The sequence below is a fragment of the Mesorhizobium sp. P2_D1 genome, assembly GCF_056404455.1.
Genome location: NZ_JBFUDZ010000022.1, coordinates 11906 through 31125, shown reverse-complemented (window position 1 = coordinate 31125; position 19220 = coordinate 11906). Strand labels below are relative to the sequence as shown.

The window sequence follows — 19220 nt, the reverse complement described above, 5'->3', positions numbered from 1 at the left end:
GGCATGAAGCGAGATGTTGCAGGGATCATTCTGGCCGGCGGCCAATCAAGACGAATGGGCGGTGGCGACAAGAGCCTGTTGCCGCTTGGTAGCGGTCGCGTGCTTGACCAGGTCGTGTCGCGCCTTGGCCCGCAGGTCGCCCCCCTGGCGCTCAGCGCCAACGGCGACGCCACACGCTTCTCACGCTACGAGCTGCCAGTGCTTGCCGACACTGTGACCGGTTTTGCCGGACCGCTTGCCGGAATCCTGACCGGCCTCGAATGGGCCGCCGCCAACACGGCTTGCAAGACTGTCGTCACCGCTGCCGGCGACACGCCCTTCCTGCCCCTGGATCTTGTCGAACGACTGGCGACAGCAACCGATCAACGTCCCGGTTCGATTGCCGTTGCTTGCTCGGCCGGCAAGCGGCATCCGACCTTCGCTCTGTGGCCGACGGACTGCCGGGACGCCTTGCGGCACTTTCTGGTCGATGAGGATATCAGGCGGGTTTCGGCCTTCATCGACCGGCATGGATTTGTCGAGGTGCAGTTCCCGGTTCCGCAATCCGCCGGCCAACCGGTCGACCCTTTCTTCAACATCAATGTGCCCGATGATCTTGTTCAGGCCGAACGTTTGTTGCGGAGCATGAAATCATGAACAGACGCGTCTTCGGCATCACCGGCTGGAAGAATTCCGGTAAGACGACATTGACCGAAAGGCTGGTCACCGAACTTGTCCGGCGCGGCTGGAAGGTGTCGACGGTGAAACACGCTCATCATGACTTCGACATCGACAAGCCGGGCGCCGACAGCTTCCGCCACCGGCAGGCTGGCGCCACCGAAGTCGCGATCGTGTCAGGAAACCGTTGGGCGCTGATGCACGAACTGCGCGGTGAGAATGAGCCGACGCTGGAGGCGATCCTGTCTCGGCTCGCGCCGTGCGATCTGGTGCTGGTCGAAGGCTACAAGCGCGAAGCCCACCGCAAGATCGAAACCCGACGGCTGGAAGCGAAGGACCGCATACCGCTATCGGCAACGGATCCCAACATCGTCGCTGTCGCCGCCGATTTTGCGGCCGAAGGCGAGCTCTTGCCGGTGTTCGATCTCGACGATGTGAAATCAATAGCCGACTTCATCGAGCGGGACATTGGGCTCGTTGCTTGAGAGCTAACGCAGCGGCAGAATAGCCTTGCCCATTTTTGCGGTTTTGCAGTTGCTTTTTTCTTGGAAAGAGTGGGAGTATCGCGCCAGCGGGCGGTCAAAAGCACCGCCCCACAGAGCCGTTTGGAACGACGGCCGGGACCATAAAGAGAGGACTATCATGCGTATTGCACTGCGTATCGCGCTTGCCGCATCGGCTGCGCTGCTGACGCTCGGCGTAGCCCAGGCCCAGGAAAAGACCCTGAGGATCGGCACCGAAGGCGCCTACCCACCCTTCAACAACCTCACCGCCGATGGCCAGCTCGTCGGTTTCGACATCGATATCGCCAAGGCGCTTTGTGACCAGATGAAGGTCAAGTGCACCTTCGTCGCCCAGGATTGGGACGGCATCATCCCCGCTCTCCAGGCCGGCAAGTTCGACGCCATCGTCGCCTCGATGTCGATCACGCCGGAGCGCAAGGAGAAGGTCGACTTCACCAACAAATATTACAACACGCCGTCGGCCCTGGCCGTGCCTAAAGACAGCACGCTGAAAGGCGTGACCAAGGCAGATCTCGCTGGCAAGACCATTGGTGTCGCCACCACGACCACGCATTTCAACTATGCCTCGAAGACTTACACTGACAGCACCGTCAAGGGCTATCCGAGCAGCCCCGAAGAGCAGGCAGATCTTGCCAATGGTCGTCTCGACGCCATCGAGGACGATATTGTTGTGCTTCAGCAGTGGCTGGATTCGCCTGATGGCGCATGCTGCAAGATTCTCGGCCAGCCGTCGCCGCAACCGGTCGACATCTTCGGACCGGGCGCCGGCATTGCCGTACGCAAGGGCGAGACCGATCTCGTCAACAAGTTCAATGCGGCCATCGAAGCCATTCGCGCCAACGGAAAGTACAAGGAAATCAACGACAAGTACTTCAAGTTCGACGTCTTCGGCGCCGAATCCTGATAATATGACAAAGGCGGCGGGGGTCCCCCGCCGCCTTTAGGTCTTCTGTGATCGCCGTGGAGACAAGACCAGTCAATGCCAGCCCAGAGCTTATGGACACTTCTCAGTTGGGGACCCGATGGCTGGCTTGATGATATCGCTTATGGCGCCCTGGTTACCGTCGCGCTAGCACTCGCCACGCTGCCGATCGGGCTGACAATCGGCTTTTTCATTGCATACGCCAAACAGTCCGAAGAACCCTCGCTGCGCCTCGCCGCCAACATCTACACCACGGTCTTCCGCGGCCTGCCGGAACTGGTGACGCTTTTCCTGTTTTTCTTCGGCGTGCCAATTCTGCTGCAGCATCTCATCCGATATTTCCGGCCCGACGCGACCATCGACGTCAACGGCTTCGTCGCCGGCATGATCGTGCTTTCCCTGATCTTCTCGTCCTATGCCAGCGAAGTTTTCCTGTCGGCATTCCGCGCCATACCGAAGGGCCAGTATGAGGGCGGCTATGCCATTGGCCTTTCCAACTGGTTGACCATGCGCAAGGTTATCTTGCCGCAGCTGCTTCGTATCGCGTTTCCCGGCTTGGAAAACTGCTGGCTTAGTCTGCTCAAGGATACATCGCTGGTGTCGGTCGTCGGTCTCGCCGAGACGCTGCGCAATGCCGGTGTGGCGGCTCGCGTCACCAAGCACTCGTTCCTGTTTTACAGCGTGGCGGCCCTGGTCTTTCTCGGCCTGGCCATCGTGTCGTCCTTCGCCACCAGCGCCATCCTGCGCTCGCTCGGCCGGCGGGAGGCACAACGATGAGCGCTACAGCCACGATGGTCGAGCGGCCACCGCCACGGGCGCGGGGCTGGCCGCGTCCCCGCATCGCCGGCTATGCGCTCGTCGGCCTGTGGATGGCCTTCGGCCTGGGCATTGTTGCCTATCTCGTCCTTGCCTGGAATCCGGCCTTCTTTGCCAAGTATGCGCCGGCCTATCTGAGCGGGCTTGGGGTCACCCTGTCGCTGGTCGCCATAGCGATGGTGCTTGGCGCCATACTGTCGCTCCCTGTCGCCTACGGCCGCATGTCTAAGAACCGAATCCTATCCGGCCTCGCCTATTGCTATGTCTACTTTTTCCGTGGCACGCCGCTGCTGGTCCAGACGTTTCTGGTCTATTACGGCGTCGGCTCTTTCCGGCCGCAACTCAGCGAATTCGGCATCTACCTTCCCGTCTTTAGCGACGGGCTGACCGTCGCCCGATTCACGCTTTGGGATTTTTTCAAGGATGCATTCAACTGCGGCGTCTTTGCCTTTGCGCTCAACACAGCCGCGTACCAGGCCGAAATCCTGCGTGGCGCCATCGAGAGCGTGCCCAGGGGCCAGTGGGAAGGCGCTGCTTCCCTGGGCCTGCACAAACTGCAGACCTTGCGCAAGATCATCCTGCCGCAGGCGTTGATCGTTGCCTTGCGGCCTTATGGCAATGAGCTGATCCTGATGATCAAGGCTTCGGCCATCGTTGCCATCATCACCGTCTACGACCTGATGGGCAACGCAAAGCTCGCCTTCGCCAACTCCTTCGACATTCAGGCCTATATCTGGGTCGCCGTCGTCTACCTCGTCATGGTCGAGATATTGCGTCATGGCATTGAATGGATCGAACGACGGATCACCATCCACCTGAAGCGTTGACCAATTCCCTGCACCAGTCAATCAGCCCACAGGCGTCTTGACGAATTGAGCGCAGAGCCTAGAGCTTTCGCAGCAAATTTCGTTTCCGTCTGAAGGGTAAAATCATGGCATCTGTGGCATTTCTCGGTCTTGGCGTGATGGGCTATCCGATGGCCGGGCACCTCAGGAACAAGGGTGGCCATGACGTCACCGTCTACAACCGCACCAAGGCCAAGGCCGAGCAATGGGTTGGCCAGCATGGCGGCAGCCTCGCGCCGACGCCGGCGGAGGCGGCCGAGGGCAAGGATTTCGTCTTCTCCTGCGTCGGCAATGATGACGATCTGCGTTCGGTGACGACAGGTCCCGAAGGTGCCTTCAAATCGATGAAGAAAGGCTCGGTCTTCATCGACAACACAACGGCCTCGGCCGAGGTCGCGCGCGAACTGGCGGCGGCCGCGCAGGCCGGTGGTTTTTCGTTTCTCGATGCGCCGGTCTCCGGCGGCCAGGCAGGCGCCGAGAATGGCGTACTGACGGTCATGGTCGGCGGCGAACAGGACGCTTTCGACAGGGCCAGGCCCGTCATCGATGCCTATGCGCGCATGATCGGCTTGATGGGATCGGCCGGTGCTGGCCAGCTCACCAAGATGATCAACCAGATCACCATCGCCGGCCTCGTGCAGGGCTTGGCAGAAGGCATCCATTTCGGCAAGAAAGCCGGGCTCGACATCGAGAAGGTGATCGAGGTGATTTCCAAGGGTGCGGCCGGTTCCTGGCAGATGGAGAACCGGCACAAGACGATGAATGCCGGCAAATATGATTTCGGCTTCGCCGTCGACTGGATGCGCAAGGATCTTGGCATCTGCCTGACCGAGGCCGACCGCAACGGAGCCAAACTGCCGGTGACAGCACTTGTCGACCAGTTCTACAAGGATGTGCAGGCGATGGGCGGCAAGCGTTGGGATACGTCCTCGCTGCTGGCGCGCCTGGAAAAATAAGGTTCGCGATGACCGAGCTTTCGCCCCAATCCAGTGCCGACGAAATCGTCGCGCATCTGCGCTCGATAGGCTCGGAGGAAAATCGCCGTGGCATGCTGCGCTACGGCATCAAGATCGAACGTGCGCTCGGCATCTCGCACGGCGTGCAGCGGCAGATTGCCAGGAAAATCAAGCACAACCATGAGCGCGCTTTCGCGCTGTGGCAGACGGGCATCATGGAGGCGCAGTTCATCGCTTCCGTCACGGCCGATCCGAAGCGGTTTTCTGCAGCGGATGCAAGGCAGTGGGCGTCGAGTTTCGACTCCTGGGATATCGTCGATGGCGTCTCTGATCTCTTCGTCGACACGGACGCCTGGAAAGAACTGATCGCTGAGTTCGCGGCCGATGACCGGGAGTTCGTTCGACGCACGGCTTTTGCCATGATGGCCTGGTCCGTCGTCCATCGGAAGAAAGAGCCCGAGGCGACCTTTCTCGCCTTCCTGCCCATCATCGAAGCGCATGCCACCGACGGCCGCAACTTTGTGAAGAAGGGCGTCAACTGGGCCCTTCGTTCGATAGGCAAGCGATCGATGGATATGCACGGTGCTGCCCTTGCCGTCGCCGAAAGGCTCGCACAATCGACCGACAAGACGGCGCGGTGGATCGGCAAGGATGCTGTGAAGGAACTATCGGATGCCAGGACGCTCGAGCGCCTCGCCGCCAGGAAAGGCTGACGGACCTGAAATCCGCTTTACGGAAGTGACGCGCTCGACACGCGCGGATTTCGAAACCCTGTTCGAACAGCCGGGCGCACCGAAATATTGCTGGTGCATGGCCTGGCGCCATCTGCCCAGCCGCGAGCATGTCGAGAGCGACGAGAAAAAGCGGGCCATGATGGCGCTCGTCGATGCCGGCACGCCGGTCGGAATCCTCGCCCATCTTGATGGCAAGACCGTTGGTTGGTGCTCGGTCGCACCACGCCAGACCTATCGCAAGCTTTCACGCGAACAGGACGACAGCGAGACCGATATTTGGTCGATCGTTTGTTTCTACGTGCCAAGGGCTTTGCGCGGAAGTGGCCTGGCATCCGCGCTGCTCGACGGCGCCATCGATCACGCCTTCGCCAAGGGGGCCGGAACGATCGAGGCTTATCCGGTCGATCAGGCATCGCCGAGCTACAGCTTCATGGGCTTTCGCGACATGTTTGCGGCTCGCGGGTTTCACGAGATCGGCATGGCCGGTTCTCGCAGACATGTGATGCGGCTCGAGCGTTGACGGCATTGGCAGCGCCGTCTCTACTCGGGTCCAAAGGAAGCGGCCAATGAGCAACGATATCAGATCATCCATAGCGCTCGCAGCGTTGTTTGTGTGCGTGGCCACCGCCAGCGCTTCGGCCGAGACCGCACACATATTCTGGAAGGATCTGCGCCCGGCGACGCAGACCGCAGCCGAAAACGTCGGGCTGCCAATGATCGCGGCAAAATTGCCCGACCATGGGGAGACGCTGTCGCTTAATCTGCAGGACAAGACTATCCAGTTGGCAGGCTATGCATTGCCCGTCGATCGCGACGGCGACCTTGTCTATCAGTTCCTGCTGGTGCCGTGGACGGGCGCCTGCAGCCACATGCCGACGCCGCCGCCCAACCAGATCGTGCTGGTCACCCCATCCCATCCCTACAAGATGTCGGAGGCCTATCAGCCGGTTGCCGTCACCGGCGCGCTAAAGCCGGCTATGGAGAAAAGCCAGCTGTTCATTCTCGATGGCGTCAGCGTCATCCAGTCCGGTTACACCGTGCGCAAGGCCGATGTGGTGAGCGTCGACAGCGTGCCGGACACGATCACGCTGCGGGTGAACTCACCCTGGAGCTTCCTCAACAAGAAAAAGAACTGAGAAGCCCGGTCAGCTCAAGYGGCGTTGGCGCCCGATTCCTTGTCTAGCACCATGTAATCCAGTGGGATCTCGGTCGTATATTTGATCTGCTCCATGGCGAAGGACGACGACACGTCGCGGATCTCGATCTTGGCGATCAGTCGCTTGTAGAAGGCGTCGTAGGCGGCGATGTCGGGCACCACGACGCGCAGGAGATAGTCGACATCGCCGCTCATGCGGTAGAACTCGACGACTTCGGGAAATTCCTGGATGACCTCGGAAAACCGCCGCAGCCATTCATGGCTGTGCGAATTGGTGCGGATCGACACGAAGACGGTGACCCGCACATTGACCTTTTCATGGTCGAGGATGGCGACGCGCCGCTTGATGACGCCCTCTTCCTCAAGCTTCTGGATGCGCCGCCAGCAAGGTGTCGTCGACAGCCCGACTTTCTTGGCAACGTCGGCGACCGCGAGTGTCGCGTCCTCCTGCAAGAGGCGGAGAATTTTTCTATCGAGGCGGTCCATCTTTTTCTCTCCGGGGGAATAGATTGGCTATATTCCGCCTTATTCGAGCCTTTCACAAGAAAGAAATTCTGCCGATCGGCCAAAAAGCGAGTGATTTCTTGCTGAAAGTTCAATCGAGACGATAGCGGATTTCCGATCTCAGGAATGGCAGCAAATCCATTTCAAACCATGGATTCTTCTTCAGCCAGCCGGTGTTGCGCCACGACGGATGCGGCAGCGGCAGCACTTTCCGGCTGCCGGGCTGATCCCAGATGGCACGCCAGTCCATCACCGTTTCGGTCAGCGAAGGTCGGCGCACGGCACCCATGTGCCAGGCCTGCGCATAGATGCCGATCGTAAGCACCAGATCGATCCGCGGCATCAACGCCATCAACGGCGCGCGCCACGCCGGCGCGCATTCGCGCCTCGGCGGCAAGTCGCCACCCTTGGCATCCTGGCCGGGAAAGCAAAAGCCCATCGGCACGATGGCGAACTTATCGATGTCGTAGAATTCCTCGCTCGTCACCCCGAGCCAGCTGCGCAGGCGGTCGCCGGAGGCGTCGGTGAACGGCATGCCTGTGATATGGACCTTGGTTCCCGGCGCCTGGCTGGCGATCAGGATGCGGGCGCTGGACGATGGTCGCAACACCGGTCGCGGTTCGTGCGGCAGTGGCTTGCCGATCGGATTTTCGACGCAGATGCGGCAGGCGCGAACTGTCTCGGCGAAGCCTTCGAGCGCATCCTCGTCGACCGTGATCTCGTCCGAAAACTGCCTTCCACTTTTCAGGATCATGGTCAGGCGGCGGCGCTCGGCCGGCTGGAAACGGCTTGGTGCCAGCGCAACACATTGGCGCATTCGTCCGGCACCTTGATGCGTGCCGGTTTCATGAAGTCGACGGCGATCAGGCCGGTGATGTCGGCAATCGAATAGCTGTCACCGGCGATGAACTCCCGGTTGCCCAGTTCACCGTCGAGCAGCCTGAGGAATTCCACGGCCTTGGGCTTGTTGGCCTCGCCCCATTCGGTAATCTGCGGAATTTCCCATTCCTTCATCGCCGGGTGGATGTGACGGAAGGCCTGTGCGACGCAACTGAGCAGGTTGAATTCCATCCGTCTCTGCCACATCTCGACTTGCGCCTTGCCGAGCGCGCCACACCCGAACAGGGCCGGTTCGGGCTGCAACTCCTCGAAATAACGGCAGATGGCGACGGATTCGGTGAGGATCGTGCCGTCGTCGAGTTCAAGCACCGGCAGACGCTGCAAAGGGTTACGCGAACTGACCGACGGCTTCCTGTGCTCCAGCGCGCCCATGTCGATGGGCACCAGCGGAACAGTAATGCCCTTCTCGGCCAGGAAAACGCGGACCCGCCTCGGATTGGGTGCGCGGCCACCGTCGAACAACTTCATTCCCATCCTCCCGGTTTCCCAACACCCATAGAGTTCAACCCCTTACCGGGTTTACCAGAACCGAAAAATCTCACGCACGGCATCGCCGATCGACGCCAGCGTGCCATGCTTTCTCTCGACGACTTCGCCGTGATGGCTGTCGCGCCAGTCCTGCGGCCGGTCGAATGTACCCGCCCACATGCCGACCCTTGCCGCACGGGCCGTGGCCTCCTCGCTCTCGAAGCTGCCAAACGCAACCGCCCAGCCCGCCTCCACCTGCGCGCGGTTGAGATCCTTGCCGCCGGCGGTGCAGTTGCCAAGCAACCGGCCGTAGCGGTCCCGCTGCCAGCCGGTACAGGAGACGGGTTTGCCAGCGATCAGTCGCACCAGCGCCTGGCGCGCAAGCGTGCCGCAGGGATAGTCGGCACCATTCCTGCGGCAGGTCTGCGTATATTCCGGAGCGTCTATGCCGCGCATGCGGACACGCTCGGCGCCAAGCGTGATGGAATCGCCATCGTTGACGATTGCCACACCCTCCGTCTTGCGTGTTTCCACCCGGTCGAGACGAGCCGCCAGCAGGATCAGCAATCCGAGAATGAGGACGGTAAGCCCGTAATCCATCAGCCGGCGCCCCAAGCTTCGGGGTGGCGCAGCGTATCGCCGGCGCGGCCTCGTGCCCCATGAACGGCTCATATGGCAAACGGTTGGTTAATCATTCGAACGTAGCTTAACACTTGGAAACCGCTGCTCGCATAAATTGAAGTTTCATGCCCTTGCAACGCTCGAACACAGCGGACAAGTTCATTGTGGACCGCAGGAAACCTCATCGCAACAGCGATGTCGCGCGCGCGGTGCGCAAGACGCGCGACCGTCTTTCGCAGCAAGCCGGCAATCCCGATTTTGATCGCGAACTCCTGAAGCTCCACGCCCGCGCGATGACAAGCGGCGCCATCGCCATCCCGCTGCTCGTTCTGGCGATCGCGGCAGCCGGCCGGTTTGCCGGCGTCGGCAATGAGATCGGCCTTTGGGCCCTGTTCACGCTCGCCTGCTACATCATCGTCACCTTCCTGGCGCGGCGCATTGAGCGCACTGAAGCTTCCGAGCTCAACCCATTGCAAACACAAAGAGAATTGCTGATCGGCCACTTCGTTTGCGGTCTCGGCTGGGGGTGGTTCGTCTGGCTTGGCTGCAGCACTTGCCTGCCCGACCAGTTCCAGGTTGTCAAAGCGGTGGTGCTGCTGGTCGCCATGGCGGCCACCGCTGTCATGACCTCCTCCCTGGGTGGCGCCCTGTTGGCGACCTTTGCCGTTCCGGTGGCGCTCTACGCCTATGCCGGCGTCAAGCTGTGGATGCCGGTCGGGGCGATCATGGCGGGACTGCTGGTCGTGTCGTTGCCCTTCTTCGCCTATGTCGCCCGTCACCTCAACCGCGCGTCCCTGATGCTGCTGTCGTTCCGCTCCGAAAAGGATGCGCTGGTCGCCGAACTGGAGACGGCGAAATCGATGTCGGACGAAGCACGGCGGCGGGCGGAAGACGCCAATCTGGCGAAGTCGCGGTTCCTCGCTTCGATGAGCCACGAATTGCGCACGCCGCTCAATGCCATTCTTGGCTTCTCCGAGGTGATGTCGAACGAAGTGCTCGGACCAATGAGCAACCCGACCTATCGCGACTACGCCCATGACGTGCATGAATCCGGCCAGCATCTGCTCGACCTGATCAACGAAATCCTCGACCTGTCGCGCATCGAGGCCGGCCGCTATCAGCTCAACGAAGAGCCGGTGATGCTGCTCAACATCGTCGAGGATTGCTGTCACATGATGGAATTGAGGGCGCGCAACAAGGATATCCGCGTTGTCCAGGATTTCGAGCATGAGTTGCTGCGCCTGTTTGCCGACGAGCGGGCGGTGCGGCAGATCACGCTCAACCTTCTGTCGAATGCCATCAAGTTCACGGCTACCGGCGGCGAAATCCGCGTTCGCGTCGGCTGGACAGCGGGTGGCGGACAGTACATTTCAGTCAAGGACAATGGTCCCGGCATCCCCGAGGACGAAATCCCGGTGGTGCTCTCGGCCTTCGGTCAGGGCTCGATTGCCATCAAGAGCGCCGAGCAAGGCACCGGGCTCGGCCTGCCGATCGTGCAAGGCCTGCTCGCCATGCATGGCGGCGAGTTCGAACTTCATTCCAAGCTGCGCGAAGGCACCGAAGCGATCGCCATCTTCCCGCTGAGCCGGGTGATGGAAGAACTGCCGGCGCTGCCGACCGCGGCGGTGGCGGCGCGGCGGCGATAGCAGACTTCGCTCGTGTGTCTGGCGTCTAACCCCGAACGGCCGCCGCCACGCCTGAACTGGTCAGCGCCGCTGCCTTGACCAGGCCTGCCGCAAGAGCGGCCCCTGCTCCCTCACCATGGCCGATGCCYAGGTCGAGCAACGGGCGAAGACCGAGGCGTTCGGCGGCCCGAGCATGCGCGGGCTCCGGCGACACGCTGGCAAGAAGGCAGTGGTCGAGTGCCGTGGGGTTGGCGGCATGCAGCACTGCTGCAGCCGCCGTTGCCGCAAATCCGTCAAGCAGAACCGGTATCTTCTGCATCCGCGCGGCGAGGATGGCGCCGGCGATCGCCGCGAACTCCCGGCCACCGACCCGGCGCAGCGCCTCCAACGGGTCACCGAGATGGCCGCCGTGAAAGGCAAGTGCCGCATCGACCACTTCAGCCTTGCGTACCTGCATCGCCGCACCGGCGCCRGATCCCGGGCCGACCCAGTCGGCGCCCTTGCCTCCGAACAGCGCCGCAAACAGGGCCGCAGCAACAGTGGAGTTGCCGACGCCGAGGTCGCCGAGGCAAAGCAGGTCGGTGCCTCCCGCGATCGCTTCCATGCCGAAGGCCATGGTGGCGGCGCAACCGCGCTCGTCCAATGCTGCATCCTCGGTGAAGTCGGCGGTCGGGATGTGCAGGGCGAGATCGAAAACCTTCAGCCCGAGATCATTGGCAATGCAGATCTGGTTGATGGCAGCACCTCCGGCGGCACAAAGCTCGACCGCGTTGGCCGTCGCCGCCACCGGCCGTGGCGAAATGCCATGCCGGGTGGCGCCATGGTTGCCGGCAAAGACCGCCATCAACGGCCTTGTCACGGCGGGCGGAGCCCGCCCGCTCCAGGCCGCGAGCCAGGCGGCAATGTCCTCGATGCGACCAAGCGAATTGACGGGCTTGTCGGCCTTGGCAAACAGCGTTCGAACACGGACCTCGGCTGTCGTGTCGGCCGCCGGCAAATTGGCCAGCAGGTTGCGAAAATCATCGAAAGGCAGCGCGCTGGTCATGTCGTCGGCATTCATTCCCTGGAGTTGGTGAGCGGCATAGCCGCCTTGCGCGGTTGGCACAACCTCCTGGATCATGCTCACGCATTTGCCGCAAAGGTCGCCGCGAAAGGCGTAATTGCGAGGGCTTGCATTGGCTTTGCGGTTGCACCATGTGGAGGTGCAACAAGGGATTCCTAATGGAACCCTGAAGAGAAAGACATGACGGTCATCGAATCCCCGTGCATCCTCGTCTGTTCGATCGACATGAAAACCGGCTTCTGTTTCGGTTGCGGACGCACGCGCGAGGAAATCGGCGCCTGGATCGGCATGACGCCCGAAACGCGTCGCTCCGTCATGGCTGAATTGCCTGCCCGTCTGGAAACGGTCGAGCGTCGGCCGCGACGGGAAACGCGCCGCGCTCGCATGACGCGCGAACGCGACGCGCTTTCGTGAGGCGACCACACAGATGAACCGCCTGTTCTGGATACTGATTGCCGCGATCGGGGTGGGAGCAGTCCTGCTCATGCTCAACGATTCCGCCGGCAGCACGCTCGGGGTCGAGAATTACGATTTTGGTCGGCTGATCTGGCTTGGCGCCTTTGGCGCGCTGGTCGGCGCCGGCCTGCTTCGCTCAGGCAGGCCCCTGAGTGCCATGGCCCGCAACCTCGGCGCCTGGGCGGCCATCGCGCTCGCGCTGATCGCCGGCTACCAGTATCGCTACGAACTGCAGGACGTTGCCAGCCGCGTCACCGCGGGCCTTGTTCCCGGCAGCCCGCTGGCTCTGGGCGTCGAGGACGGCCACGCCACGGTGACACTCGACAAGGCGGACAACGGCCATTTCGAAGCCCGCATCCTGGTCAACGGCAATCCAGTGCGGGCCGTGGTCGATACCGGCGCGACCAGCACCGTGTTGACGTCCGAGGACGCCCAGGCATCCGGATTCAATCCAGCGGCGCTCAACTACACCATACCGGTCTCAACCGCCAACGGCATGGCGCGCGCCGCGGCCGTCAAGACCGATCAACTGGCGATCGGCGGCATCGTGCGCAAGGACATGCCGGTGATGATTGCAGCACCCGGCATGCTCAGCCAGAGCCTGCTTGGCATGAACTTCATCGGCTCGCTGTCGGGCTTCGATGTGCGCGGCGACCGCATGATCCTCAGGGATTGACCCCGACCCGAACGCGTCAGGCCGCTTCGGCCGCCGCTCCACCGAACTCGACGGCTGCGAAGGCCGTTTTCAGCACGTCCGGTCCGGCACCGGGCCGGGTCGCATCGGTGGAAAGTATCTGGCGGTAGCGGCGCGCGCCGGGCAAGCCATGGAACAGTCCGACCATATGGCGGGTGACATGGCCAAGCCGCCCGCCCTGTTCGATATGGTGGGCCGCGTACTCTGCCATGGCATCGATCAGCGCGGCGAAATCGAACGCGTCGGACTTGACGCCGTAGAAGGCTGCGTCGACGCCGGCCAGGATGCCGGGCGTGTGGTAGGCGGCGCGGCCAAGCATGGCGCCGTCGACATGGTCGAGATGCGCCCGTGCCTCTTCGATCGACTGGATGCCGCCGTTGATGCCAATGAATTCGTTTCGTTTTCTGGCCTTCAGCCGATAGACGCGGCCATAGTCCAGCGGCGGGATGTCGCGATTTTCCTTGGGGCTCAGCCCTTCCAGCCACGCCTTGCGCGCATGCACCCACAGCGCGTCGGCGCCGGCTCCGAAAACACCGTCCGCCAGCGTATCAAGCGCCGGCTCGGGGTCCTGCTCGTCGACGCCGATGCGGCATTTGACGGTGACGGGAATCGCCACCGCCGCTTTCATCGCGGCGACGCAGTCGGCGACGAGGTCAGGCACTTTCATCAGGCAGGCGCCGAAAGCGCCCGACTGGACGCGGTCGGACGGGCAGCCGACATTGAGGTTGATCTCATCATAGCCAAAGGCTTCGCCGATGCGCGCCGCCTCGGCGAGTTTTCCGGGATCCGAGCCACCGACCTGCAAGGCGACGGGATGCTCCGCCGCATCGAAGCCAAGCAGCCGCTCGCGCGCGCCATGGATAACCGCGTCGGCCACCACCATCTCGGTGTAAAGCAGCGCACGGCTGGTCAGCTGGCGATGGAAGAACCGGCAATGCCGATCCGTCCAATCCATCATCGGCGCAACGGAAATCCTATGAGCTTGATTTATCACGCTTTTTCTCGTATTTTCAGGAGCTTAAAACGTGCACACGTTCGCCGTTTGTACGACACGATATCCGTCAGTTTTCGCATTTTGTACTCCTCCCTGTGCACACAGCGTGCACGAAAAAGAGACCACCCATGGCATCCATCAACAAGTTGGCTTCCGGCAAGTGGCGTGTGCAGGTTCGCGGCAAGGGTCACTACCTCAGCACCAGCTTCTCGCTCCGCAAGGACGCCGAGATGTGGGCGCGCCGAATTGAGCGAGAAATCGACCTGGGTCAGAAGCCTGCTCCCAAGCACAAGGACGGGATCAAAACGGTCGCCGACCTGATCGACCTGCATATCGCCGATATGGCGGAAGTTGGCAAGGCGACCGGGCGTTCGAAGGCATTCAGCCTGGACCTGCTACGAGCCAGGCTCGGAAGGCTCAACATCGCGGATCTCAATCGCGAACAGGTCATAAAGTTCGGCAAGGAACGAGCCGAGGAAGGCGCCGGACCTGTCACCGTTGGAATAGACATCGGATACATCCGGACATTGCTGGTGCACGGCGCGGCTGTGCATGGACTGCCTTATTCAGCGGAGCCGGTGGAACTTGGTCGTGTCGCCCTCACCCGCTTGGGTCTTGTTGGCAAGGGTAACGAGCGCGATCGGCGACCGACGCTTGACGAGATAGAGGCCCTGATCCGATACTTCAGAGGAAACAACTTCCAGATTATCCCCGTCGACAAGATCATCCGCTTTGCGATCGCAACCGCAATGCGGCTCGGGGAAATCTGCAACGCTACGTGGGAGGACCTCAGTGACCGCAACAACACCCTGCTGATACGAGATCGCAAGGACCCACGCCACAAGAAGGGCAATCACATGCGTATTCCGCTCCTCGATGTGAGTGGTTACGACGCCCGCGCGATCCTCGAAGAGCAGCGTTTTTCCACTGAGGGAATGGGACGCATCTTCCCCTACAATGGGAAATCGGCCGGAACTGCCTTCCGACGTGCCTGTCATGAACTTAAGATCGAGGATCTGCACTTCCACGACCTGCGTCACGAAGGCACAAGTCGCCTGTTCGAAGCTGGCTTCACCATCGAGCAGGTCGCGATGGTCACCGGGCACAAGGATTGGAAGATGCTACGCCGCTATACCCATTTGAGGCCGGAGCAACTTCATCTGATCGCGGCGAGGCTTCAACAGACATCGCTCGAGTGCCGAGCTGCAACTGGTTGACGAACGCATCGTCGGACCGGCCCCGGGCGTCGCCGTCGGCGGTGCCGCTGCGGCTCTACCGCTGACGGCGCTCCCGGCCTGGGAGATGCTGTTCGATCGCTTCGACTTATTGGCGGCTCACCGACGTCGCCGGCAGCTTCTTGCGCAACCTGTGGCACGGAAGTGGCCGCCATGCTCGAACAGGCCGTCGCCCACGATCGGCGTCAGCAACCCTGGCGGGCAGGCGGCGGGAAGCACTACGAGTTCTTGGAGGCACCACTTGAGGCCGTTGCCGCGTTTCAGTCTGCGTTTGCTAACGGCCGCTTTTTCAACAATCACATCCGCAATCACGTCCCCTCGCCGTCCAAGGCCGCGGCACTCGTTATGCTCCAAAGACATCTCGGCAATTGCAACATCGCGGCTGTCGATCGCGAACGGCTCAGATGTCTTATCGAGCGTAGCGTCCTGTCAAGGCGATGAGACAGCGGCCGCTCCGCACCAATTGCCCAGGCCGAAATAATCCCATGGAGAGGATATCCCCGTGACACACGACGACGCCATGCAACTGTGCAAGACCATCGCCCATAACATGGGGCGCCTGTCCGGCATTGCCGAGCAACTTTATCGGCATGCCACCGAGGGCATGGAAACTGACGTAACGGTGCTGCGAAGGAATTCCGTGGAGGTGGTGCGCGACATGACCGGTGCCCTGGACGCGCTCCTCGACTTGGCCGAGGTGTCACCGGGGCCGAGGAAGCCGCATTGATCGACAAGAGACTTTGCCTTCTCAGCGCTACTTTTTGATGATGTTGCCATGGTTCAGGTCGAAAGCTTGCGCATCGCCGGCTTGCCTGTGGAAGTCGTCCTGCAGTTCCCCCCAGTCGCCGAGGTAGCGGCCGCAGTTGCTGCAATGGATGGGCGTATTGTCAGTGGCGTTATCGGGGATGTCCAACTGGACTGTCCCGCACGCCTTGCAGTCGAGCTTGTGGTCGAGCCTCTTGGCGTCCATGGGCTTGGCCCTCCTGTCAGCCCGCTTTAGCGCCCACCACGGCTGAGGTCCAGTAACTTCACCGGAGGACCGCCGCGCGTCATCGAGCGCGACGGCCCGCTCCCGCGAGAGGCCGGGCCTCAGCAATCCTGCGGCGCCATAACACCCTCTTGCAGTTGCTCTCCGGACCATCGGCGGTCAGGCAGGGTTGCACAGCACAGGCTTGCAGTTCACCTTGCCAAGGACACCGGAATCTCGGAAGCGCAGGCACGAGACCTCATCGGAATGCTTGGCACGGACCGCAATTCGCTGTTGCGCGAAGCACGCCTGATATACGGCCAGCGCCTTCGGTAAGCGCCAGCAGGCCGCGTGCGGCTCAATCGACCGGCGGATCGATAACCCCAAAATCCACGGATTTTGCAGGCCGATCCCGGCCTTGGCCGGGTGTATCTTGACCAAGTCGAAGCAACTCCCGCACCGCGTCGGACCGGCTCGGCATTCGTCTGTCGAAGCGCCAGGCGTCGAGAACCGCGAGTTCTTCGGCATTCAGCATGATCTGGAGACGATATGTGCGCTTTGAAATTGTCATCCGCTCCCGTTTAGCCGTACTTCTGTAACCTCGGCCCTCACCCGCCAGTGTGCCGAGTTCGGCTGCCCCTGCCGAGGCAGCCGAACAAATGAGCAAACGGAAACTCAGGCATATGCGAGTTCGGCGCCGACCATTGCGCCCACTCCACCTGGCGCGCGCGGACGCGGCGCTACTGATGCCGGACACGGTGGCGGGTCATTGTCGTCATCGCGGCCGAAGAGCCGGCCGCTCCGTCGCCAAGACGCGCCACGGCGCGAAGAGGACCGCCAAGCGTGGATTCGGGTCTCCCCCGCCTCGGGCGTCTCATCCAAGGCCTTTAAGGCGCTCAGAATGCGCTCGACAGGGACCAAAGTCCCATTGTCCAGCCGGCGTAGCGTCGGCTGATTTTCCACCGCGTAAACGTCGGATGCCCACGACGCGAGCAACGCCCGCTTCTCGGTACGGCTGAGACGTGGATGATTGACCACCTTGGCGGGATCATCGAGCAGGCAGAAAACAGCTTCGAGCTTGCCAAGTTTTGGCGAGGAATGTGTCGGTGTCTGATAGCGTGTGTTCATCTCCGTTCTCCGCAATCTGGGCCTCCCGGCCGAAACCGGGAGGCGGACCGCAGTCTGATGATGTTACGATGATCAGGCGGCTTTGCGCGCGCGTTCCGTGTCCTGCGAGATTTGCTTGCTCGCAGCAGCGTCGCCGGACCCGATGCTGATGCGGCGCGGCTTCAGTTCCTCGGGGATTTCCCGGACGATGTCGATCGTGAGGAGGCCGTTCTCAAGGGTCGCCGCCTTGATCTTCATGTGGTCGGCCAACTTGAACGACTGCCGGAAGCTGCGGTAGGCAATCCCCTGGTGGAGTAACTGGCGTCCGCTCTGGTCATCGGCCTTCTCGCCCACGACAACCAGTTCCGGGCCATGCTGGGTCAGCTCAACCTCGTCCGGGCTGAACCCCGCGATCGCCATGGCGATGCGGTAGTCGTTTTCACCGACCTTCTCGATGTTGTAGGGCGGCCAGTCGGTCCGCGTGCCGCTGTCGATCATGTCAAACAGACGGTCGAAACCAACGGTGGTGCGATACAGAGAGTCAAAGGTTCTCATAGCCACATTCTCCTTGAAGCAACATGGGTACAAGGGACGCCGCCCCATGCGGCGCCGCCAATCTTGCCGAGCCATACGGCCTCGACGGCAAATGAATTAGGCGGCGACTAAAACGGCTTCAAGAGGTCAATTACAAAAAATTTCGAGGATCCTAAAATCGCTATTTCTACATCAAAGTTAAATGCCGCTTGGCGCATCACAAGGCAATAAAGACGCTCAGCCGGAGGACGCGCCGTGCCAGAGGTCAATGCATTGCAGATTCTTGTCCCCTAACGTCTAAGAGCGTCGAGGTGGTGGAAGCCTGCGGGGAGTGGTTTGTTCGTGTTGTCGAGGACGGCCAAGACCGTTCGCGGTCGTTTGACATCGAGGCTTTTGCCCTGAATTATGCCGAGGGTCAGCGATCGCGGCTGAAGCTTAAGGAGATTATACGGATCTAACTTTGACCGTAGTCATCCGCGCCGACGCTTCTTGAGCTTACGCGCTCCATCCTGACGGCTCCGTGGAAAACGCAGTGATGATCGCCTCGAGCGATACATTTAATGCGTTGGAAAAGGTCCTGCCCTTCTGCCAAATCGCCACGTAGTGATATAGGGCGGATGGTTCCACTGGCTTTATTCCMAAGTGAAACGCCGCATATTCACGCGCAATAATCTCATTGGTTATCGAAATGCCCAGGCCAGCCGAAACGTATCCGGCTTCGTGACCGTTGCAATCGAATTCCACCAGTATGTCTGGCTCAACGCCGGCGAAGCGCATGGCATTGAAGTTCATTTGGTGGGCGGCGAACTGAGGATCGATATCGACGATCGTTTCGCCTGCCAGGTCTTGGGCCTCGATACAGGTCTGTTTTGAGAACCGGTGATCGGGATGGAAAATGCATACGTTGCGCGCCGACCCCAGCGGTGCCCACTCAAACAGACTTGGGTCCAGCGGCAATCTCGAGATCCCAAGATCCGCCCGCCCAGCCAGGATGTGCTCGCCGATCTGCTCGTAGCTTCCAGAAATCGACCGTACATTCGAAGCAGWCTTTGAGTGGATGATCGCCACGACCTTGGGCAAGGTCACGAAACCGAAAACGGAAGGCGCGGCAATCGCAATCCTCTGCTTTTCCTCGTTCTTCATAGCGAAGATCGACGCTTCCAGCCGATCCAGGGACGTCAGGGCAAGCTCTACGTTTCGCAGGAGTTCCCAGGCTTCCTGCAAGGGAACGATGCGGTTGGCTGATCTCTTGAACAATGTGATGCCGAGCGTGGTCTCGAGTTGCTTCACATGTTGACTGACGGCCGGCTGGCTTATCCCGAGCGCAACCGCTGCTCGCCTTGTCGAACCGGCCCGCAACACTTCTCGGAAGACCTTCAGTTGACGGAGCTTGAGGTCGCTCTGCAACAACTCCATTCCTTGCGCGCCTTTCCCTGACAACG

26 protein-coding genes are annotated in these 19220 nt (G+C 61.3%); 15 read left to right on the top strand and 11 right to left on the bottom strand.

The window, feature by feature from the left end:
• Window positions 1-3: 3 nt before the first annotated feature.
• From mobA to AC1D0I_RS17325, 9 genes are all read left to right on the top strand, one after another.
• A complete protein-coding gene (gene mobA / locus AC1D0I_RS17365) occupies window positions 4-636 on the top strand; it encodes a molybdenum cofactor guanylyltransferase MobA (RefSeq protein ID WP_477396618.1) in 633 nt (210 codons plus the stop codon).
• Window positions 633-1142: a molybdopterin-guanine dinucleotide biosynthesis protein B gene (gene mobB / locus AC1D0I_RS17360; protein ID WP_477396616.1), complete on the top strand. Its 510-nt coding sequence runs from the start codon at window positions 633-635 to the stop codon at window positions 1140-1142. The genes mobA and mobB overlap by 4 nt, the downstream gene beginning before the upstream one ends.
• Window positions 1143-1299: 157 nt before the next feature.
• Window positions 1300-2085 carry an ABC transporter substrate-binding protein gene (locus tag AC1D0I_RS17355; RefSeq protein ID WP_095091531.1) on the top strand — a complete coding sequence of 262 codons (786 nt, stop codon included), beginning with the start codon at window positions 1300-1302 and terminating at the stop codon, window positions 2083-2085.
• Window positions 2086-2160: 75 nt separating this feature from the next.
• The gene (locus tag AC1D0I_RS17350) at window positions 2161-2880 is read left to right on the top strand and encodes an ABC transporter permease (protein WP_095091530.1); all 720 of its coding nucleotides are present in this window, start codon (window positions 2161-2163) and stop codon (window positions 2878-2880) included.
• A complete protein-coding gene (locus AC1D0I_RS17345; protein ID WP_477396614.1) occupies window positions 2877-3746 on the top strand; it encodes an ABC transporter permease in 870 nt (289 codons plus the stop codon). The genes AC1D0I_RS17350 and AC1D0I_RS17345 overlap by 4 nt, the downstream gene beginning before the upstream one ends.
• Window positions 3747-3850: 104 nt before the next feature.
• Window positions 3851-4720 (top strand): NAD(P)-dependent oxidoreductase, encoded by an 870-nt coding sequence (locus AC1D0I_RS17340; RefSeq protein ID WP_477304087.1) that lies wholly within the window; start codon window positions 3851-3853, stop codon window positions 4718-4720.
• A gap of 8 nt (window positions 4721-4728) precedes the next feature.
• The gene (locus AC1D0I_RS17335) at window positions 4729-5433 is read left to right on the top strand and encodes a DNA alkylation repair protein (RefSeq protein ID WP_477396612.1); all 705 of its coding nucleotides are present in this window, start codon (window positions 4729-4731) and stop codon (window positions 5431-5433) included.
• Window positions 5393-5974, top strand: a complete 582-nt coding sequence (locus AC1D0I_RS17330; protein WP_477396610.1) for an N-acetyltransferase family protein — start codon at window positions 5393-5395, stop codon at window positions 5972-5974. The genes AC1D0I_RS17335 and AC1D0I_RS17330 overlap by 41 nt, the downstream gene beginning before the upstream one ends.
• A 46-nt stretch (window positions 5975-6020) precedes the next feature.
• Window positions 6021-6590: a DUF3299 domain-containing protein gene (locus tag AC1D0I_RS17325; protein WP_477396608.1), complete on the top strand. Its 570-nt coding sequence runs from the start codon at window positions 6021-6023 to the stop codon at window positions 6588-6590.
• Window positions 6591-6604: 14 nt separating this feature from the next.
• On the opposite strand, the gene AC1D0I_RS17320 is transcribed toward AC1D0I_RS17325, so the two are convergent.
• The 4 genes from AC1D0I_RS17320 to AC1D0I_RS17305 form a co-directional block, all read right to left on the bottom strand.
• On the bottom strand, window positions 6605-7096 hold the full coding sequence (locus AC1D0I_RS17320) for an Lrp/AsnC family transcriptional regulator (protein WP_477396607.1): 492 nt from the start codon (window positions 7094-7096) through the stop codon (window positions 6605-6607).
• A gap of 109 nt (window positions 7097-7205) precedes the next feature.
• Window positions 7206-7931: a uracil-DNA glycosylase family protein gene (locus AC1D0I_RS17315; RefSeq protein WP_477396605.1), complete on the bottom strand. Its 726-nt coding sequence runs from the start codon at window positions 7929-7931 to the stop codon at window positions 7206-7208.
• Complete coding sequence (locus AC1D0I_RS17310; RefSeq protein ID WP_477396603.1) at window positions 7871-8482, bottom strand: glutathione S-transferase; 612 nt, start codon at window positions 8480-8482, stop codon at window positions 7871-7873. Before AC1D0I_RS17310 ends, AC1D0I_RS17315 begins: the two co-directional genes overlap by 61 nt.
• 51 nt (window positions 8483-8533) lie before the next feature.
• Entirely contained in the window at window positions 8534-9154 is a 621-nt protein-coding gene (locus AC1D0I_RS17305) for a thermonuclease family protein (protein WP_477396602.1), read from the bottom strand.
• Window positions 9155-9228: 74 nt separating this feature from the next.
• Between AC1D0I_RS17305 and AC1D0I_RS17300 the strand changes: the two genes are divergently transcribed.
• Window positions 9229-10749, top strand: coding sequence for a sensor histidine kinase (locus AC1D0I_RS17300; protein ID WP_477396600.1), 1521 nt, complete (start codon window positions 9229-9231; stop codon window positions 10747-10749).
• Between the two features lie 25 nt (window positions 10750-10774).
• Here the strand turns inward: AC1D0I_RS17300 and AC1D0I_RS17295 are convergent, their stop codons facing one another.
• Window positions 10775-11773 (bottom strand): nicotinate-nucleotide--dimethylbenzimidazole phosphoribosyltransferase, encoded by a 999-nt coding sequence (locus AC1D0I_RS17295; protein WP_477396685.1) that lies wholly within the window; start codon window positions 11771-11773, stop codon window positions 10775-10777.
• 198 nt (window positions 11774-11971) lie between these two features.
• Here AC1D0I_RS17295 and AC1D0I_RS17290 point away from each other — a divergent pair, with 198 nt between their 5' ends.
• Together AC1D0I_RS17290 and AC1D0I_RS17285 are read left to right on the top strand one after the other, a co-directional pair.
• Entirely contained in the window at window positions 11972-12205 is a 234-nt protein-coding gene (locus AC1D0I_RS17290) for a DUF1289 domain-containing protein (protein ID WP_095091520.1), read from the top strand.
• A 13-nt stretch (window positions 12206-12218) separates the two neighbouring features.
• The gene (locus AC1D0I_RS17285; protein ID WP_477396598.1) at window positions 12219-12923 is read left to right on the top strand and encodes a TIGR02281 family clan AA aspartic protease; all 705 of its coding nucleotides are present in this window, start codon (window positions 12219-12221) and stop codon (window positions 12921-12923) included.
• A gap of 16 nt (window positions 12924-12939) precedes the next feature.
• Here the strand turns inward: AC1D0I_RS17285 and dusA are convergent, their stop codons facing one another.
• Window positions 12940-13935 carry a tRNA dihydrouridine(20/20a) synthase DusA gene (gene dusA / locus AC1D0I_RS17280; protein WP_477396596.1) on the bottom strand — a complete coding sequence of 332 codons (996 nt, stop codon included), beginning with the start codon at window positions 13933-13935 and terminating at the stop codon, window positions 12940-12942.
• A 128-nt stretch (window positions 13936-14063) separates the two neighbouring features.
• Between dusA and AC1D0I_RS17275 the strand changes: the two genes are divergently transcribed.
• The 3 genes from AC1D0I_RS17275 to AC1D0I_RS17265 all read left to right on the top strand — a co-directional run bounded on the left by AC1D0I_RS17275 (window position 14064) and on the right by AC1D0I_RS17265 (window position 15897).
• Window positions 14064-15152 (top strand): site-specific integrase, encoded by a 1089-nt coding sequence (locus AC1D0I_RS17275; protein WP_477396595.1) that lies wholly within the window; start codon window positions 14064-14066, stop codon window positions 15150-15152.
• Between the two features lie 171 nt (window positions 15153-15323).
• Entirely contained in the window at window positions 15324-15611 is a 288-nt protein-coding gene (locus tag AC1D0I_RS17270) for a hypothetical protein (RefSeq protein ID WP_477396593.1), read from the top strand.
• A 61-nt stretch (window positions 15612-15672) separates the two neighbouring features.
• Window positions 15673-15897 carry a hypothetical protein gene (locus AC1D0I_RS17265; protein ID WP_477396591.1) on the top strand — a complete coding sequence of 75 codons (225 nt, stop codon included), beginning with the start codon at window positions 15673-15675 and terminating at the stop codon, window positions 15895-15897.
• Between the two features lie 27 nt (window positions 15898-15924).
• Here AC1D0I_RS17265 and AC1D0I_RS17260 read toward each other — a convergent pair whose 3' ends face one another.
• The 5 genes from AC1D0I_RS17260 to AC1D0I_RS17240 form a co-directional block, all read right to left on the bottom strand.
• A complete protein-coding gene (locus tag AC1D0I_RS17260) occupies window positions 15925-16140 on the bottom strand; it encodes a hypothetical protein (protein ID WP_256754440.1) in 216 nt (71 codons plus the stop codon).
• A 177-nt stretch (window positions 16141-16317) separates the two neighbouring features.
• The gene (locus AC1D0I_RS17255; protein WP_477396589.1) at window positions 16318-16578 is read right to left on the bottom strand and encodes a hypothetical protein; all 261 of its coding nucleotides are present in this window, start codon (window positions 16576-16578) and stop codon (window positions 16318-16320) included.
• Between the two features lie 234 nt (window positions 16579-16812).
• Window positions 16813-17265 carry a hypothetical protein gene (locus AC1D0I_RS17250; RefSeq protein ID WP_477396588.1) on the bottom strand — a complete coding sequence of 151 codons (453 nt, stop codon included), beginning with the start codon at window positions 17263-17265 and terminating at the stop codon, window positions 16813-16815.
• A 72-nt stretch (window positions 17266-17337) separates the two neighbouring features.
• Window positions 17338-17799, bottom strand: coding sequence for an Hsp20 family protein (locus tag AC1D0I_RS17245; protein WP_477396586.1), 462 nt, complete (start codon window positions 17797-17799; stop codon window positions 17338-17340).
• Between the two features lie 474 nt (window positions 17800-18273).
• Window positions 18274-19194, bottom strand: a complete 921-nt coding sequence (locus AC1D0I_RS17240) for a LysR family transcriptional regulator (RefSeq protein WP_477396584.1) — start codon at window positions 19192-19194, stop codon at window positions 18274-18276.
• Between the last annotated feature and the right edge of the window lie 26 nt (window positions 19195-19220).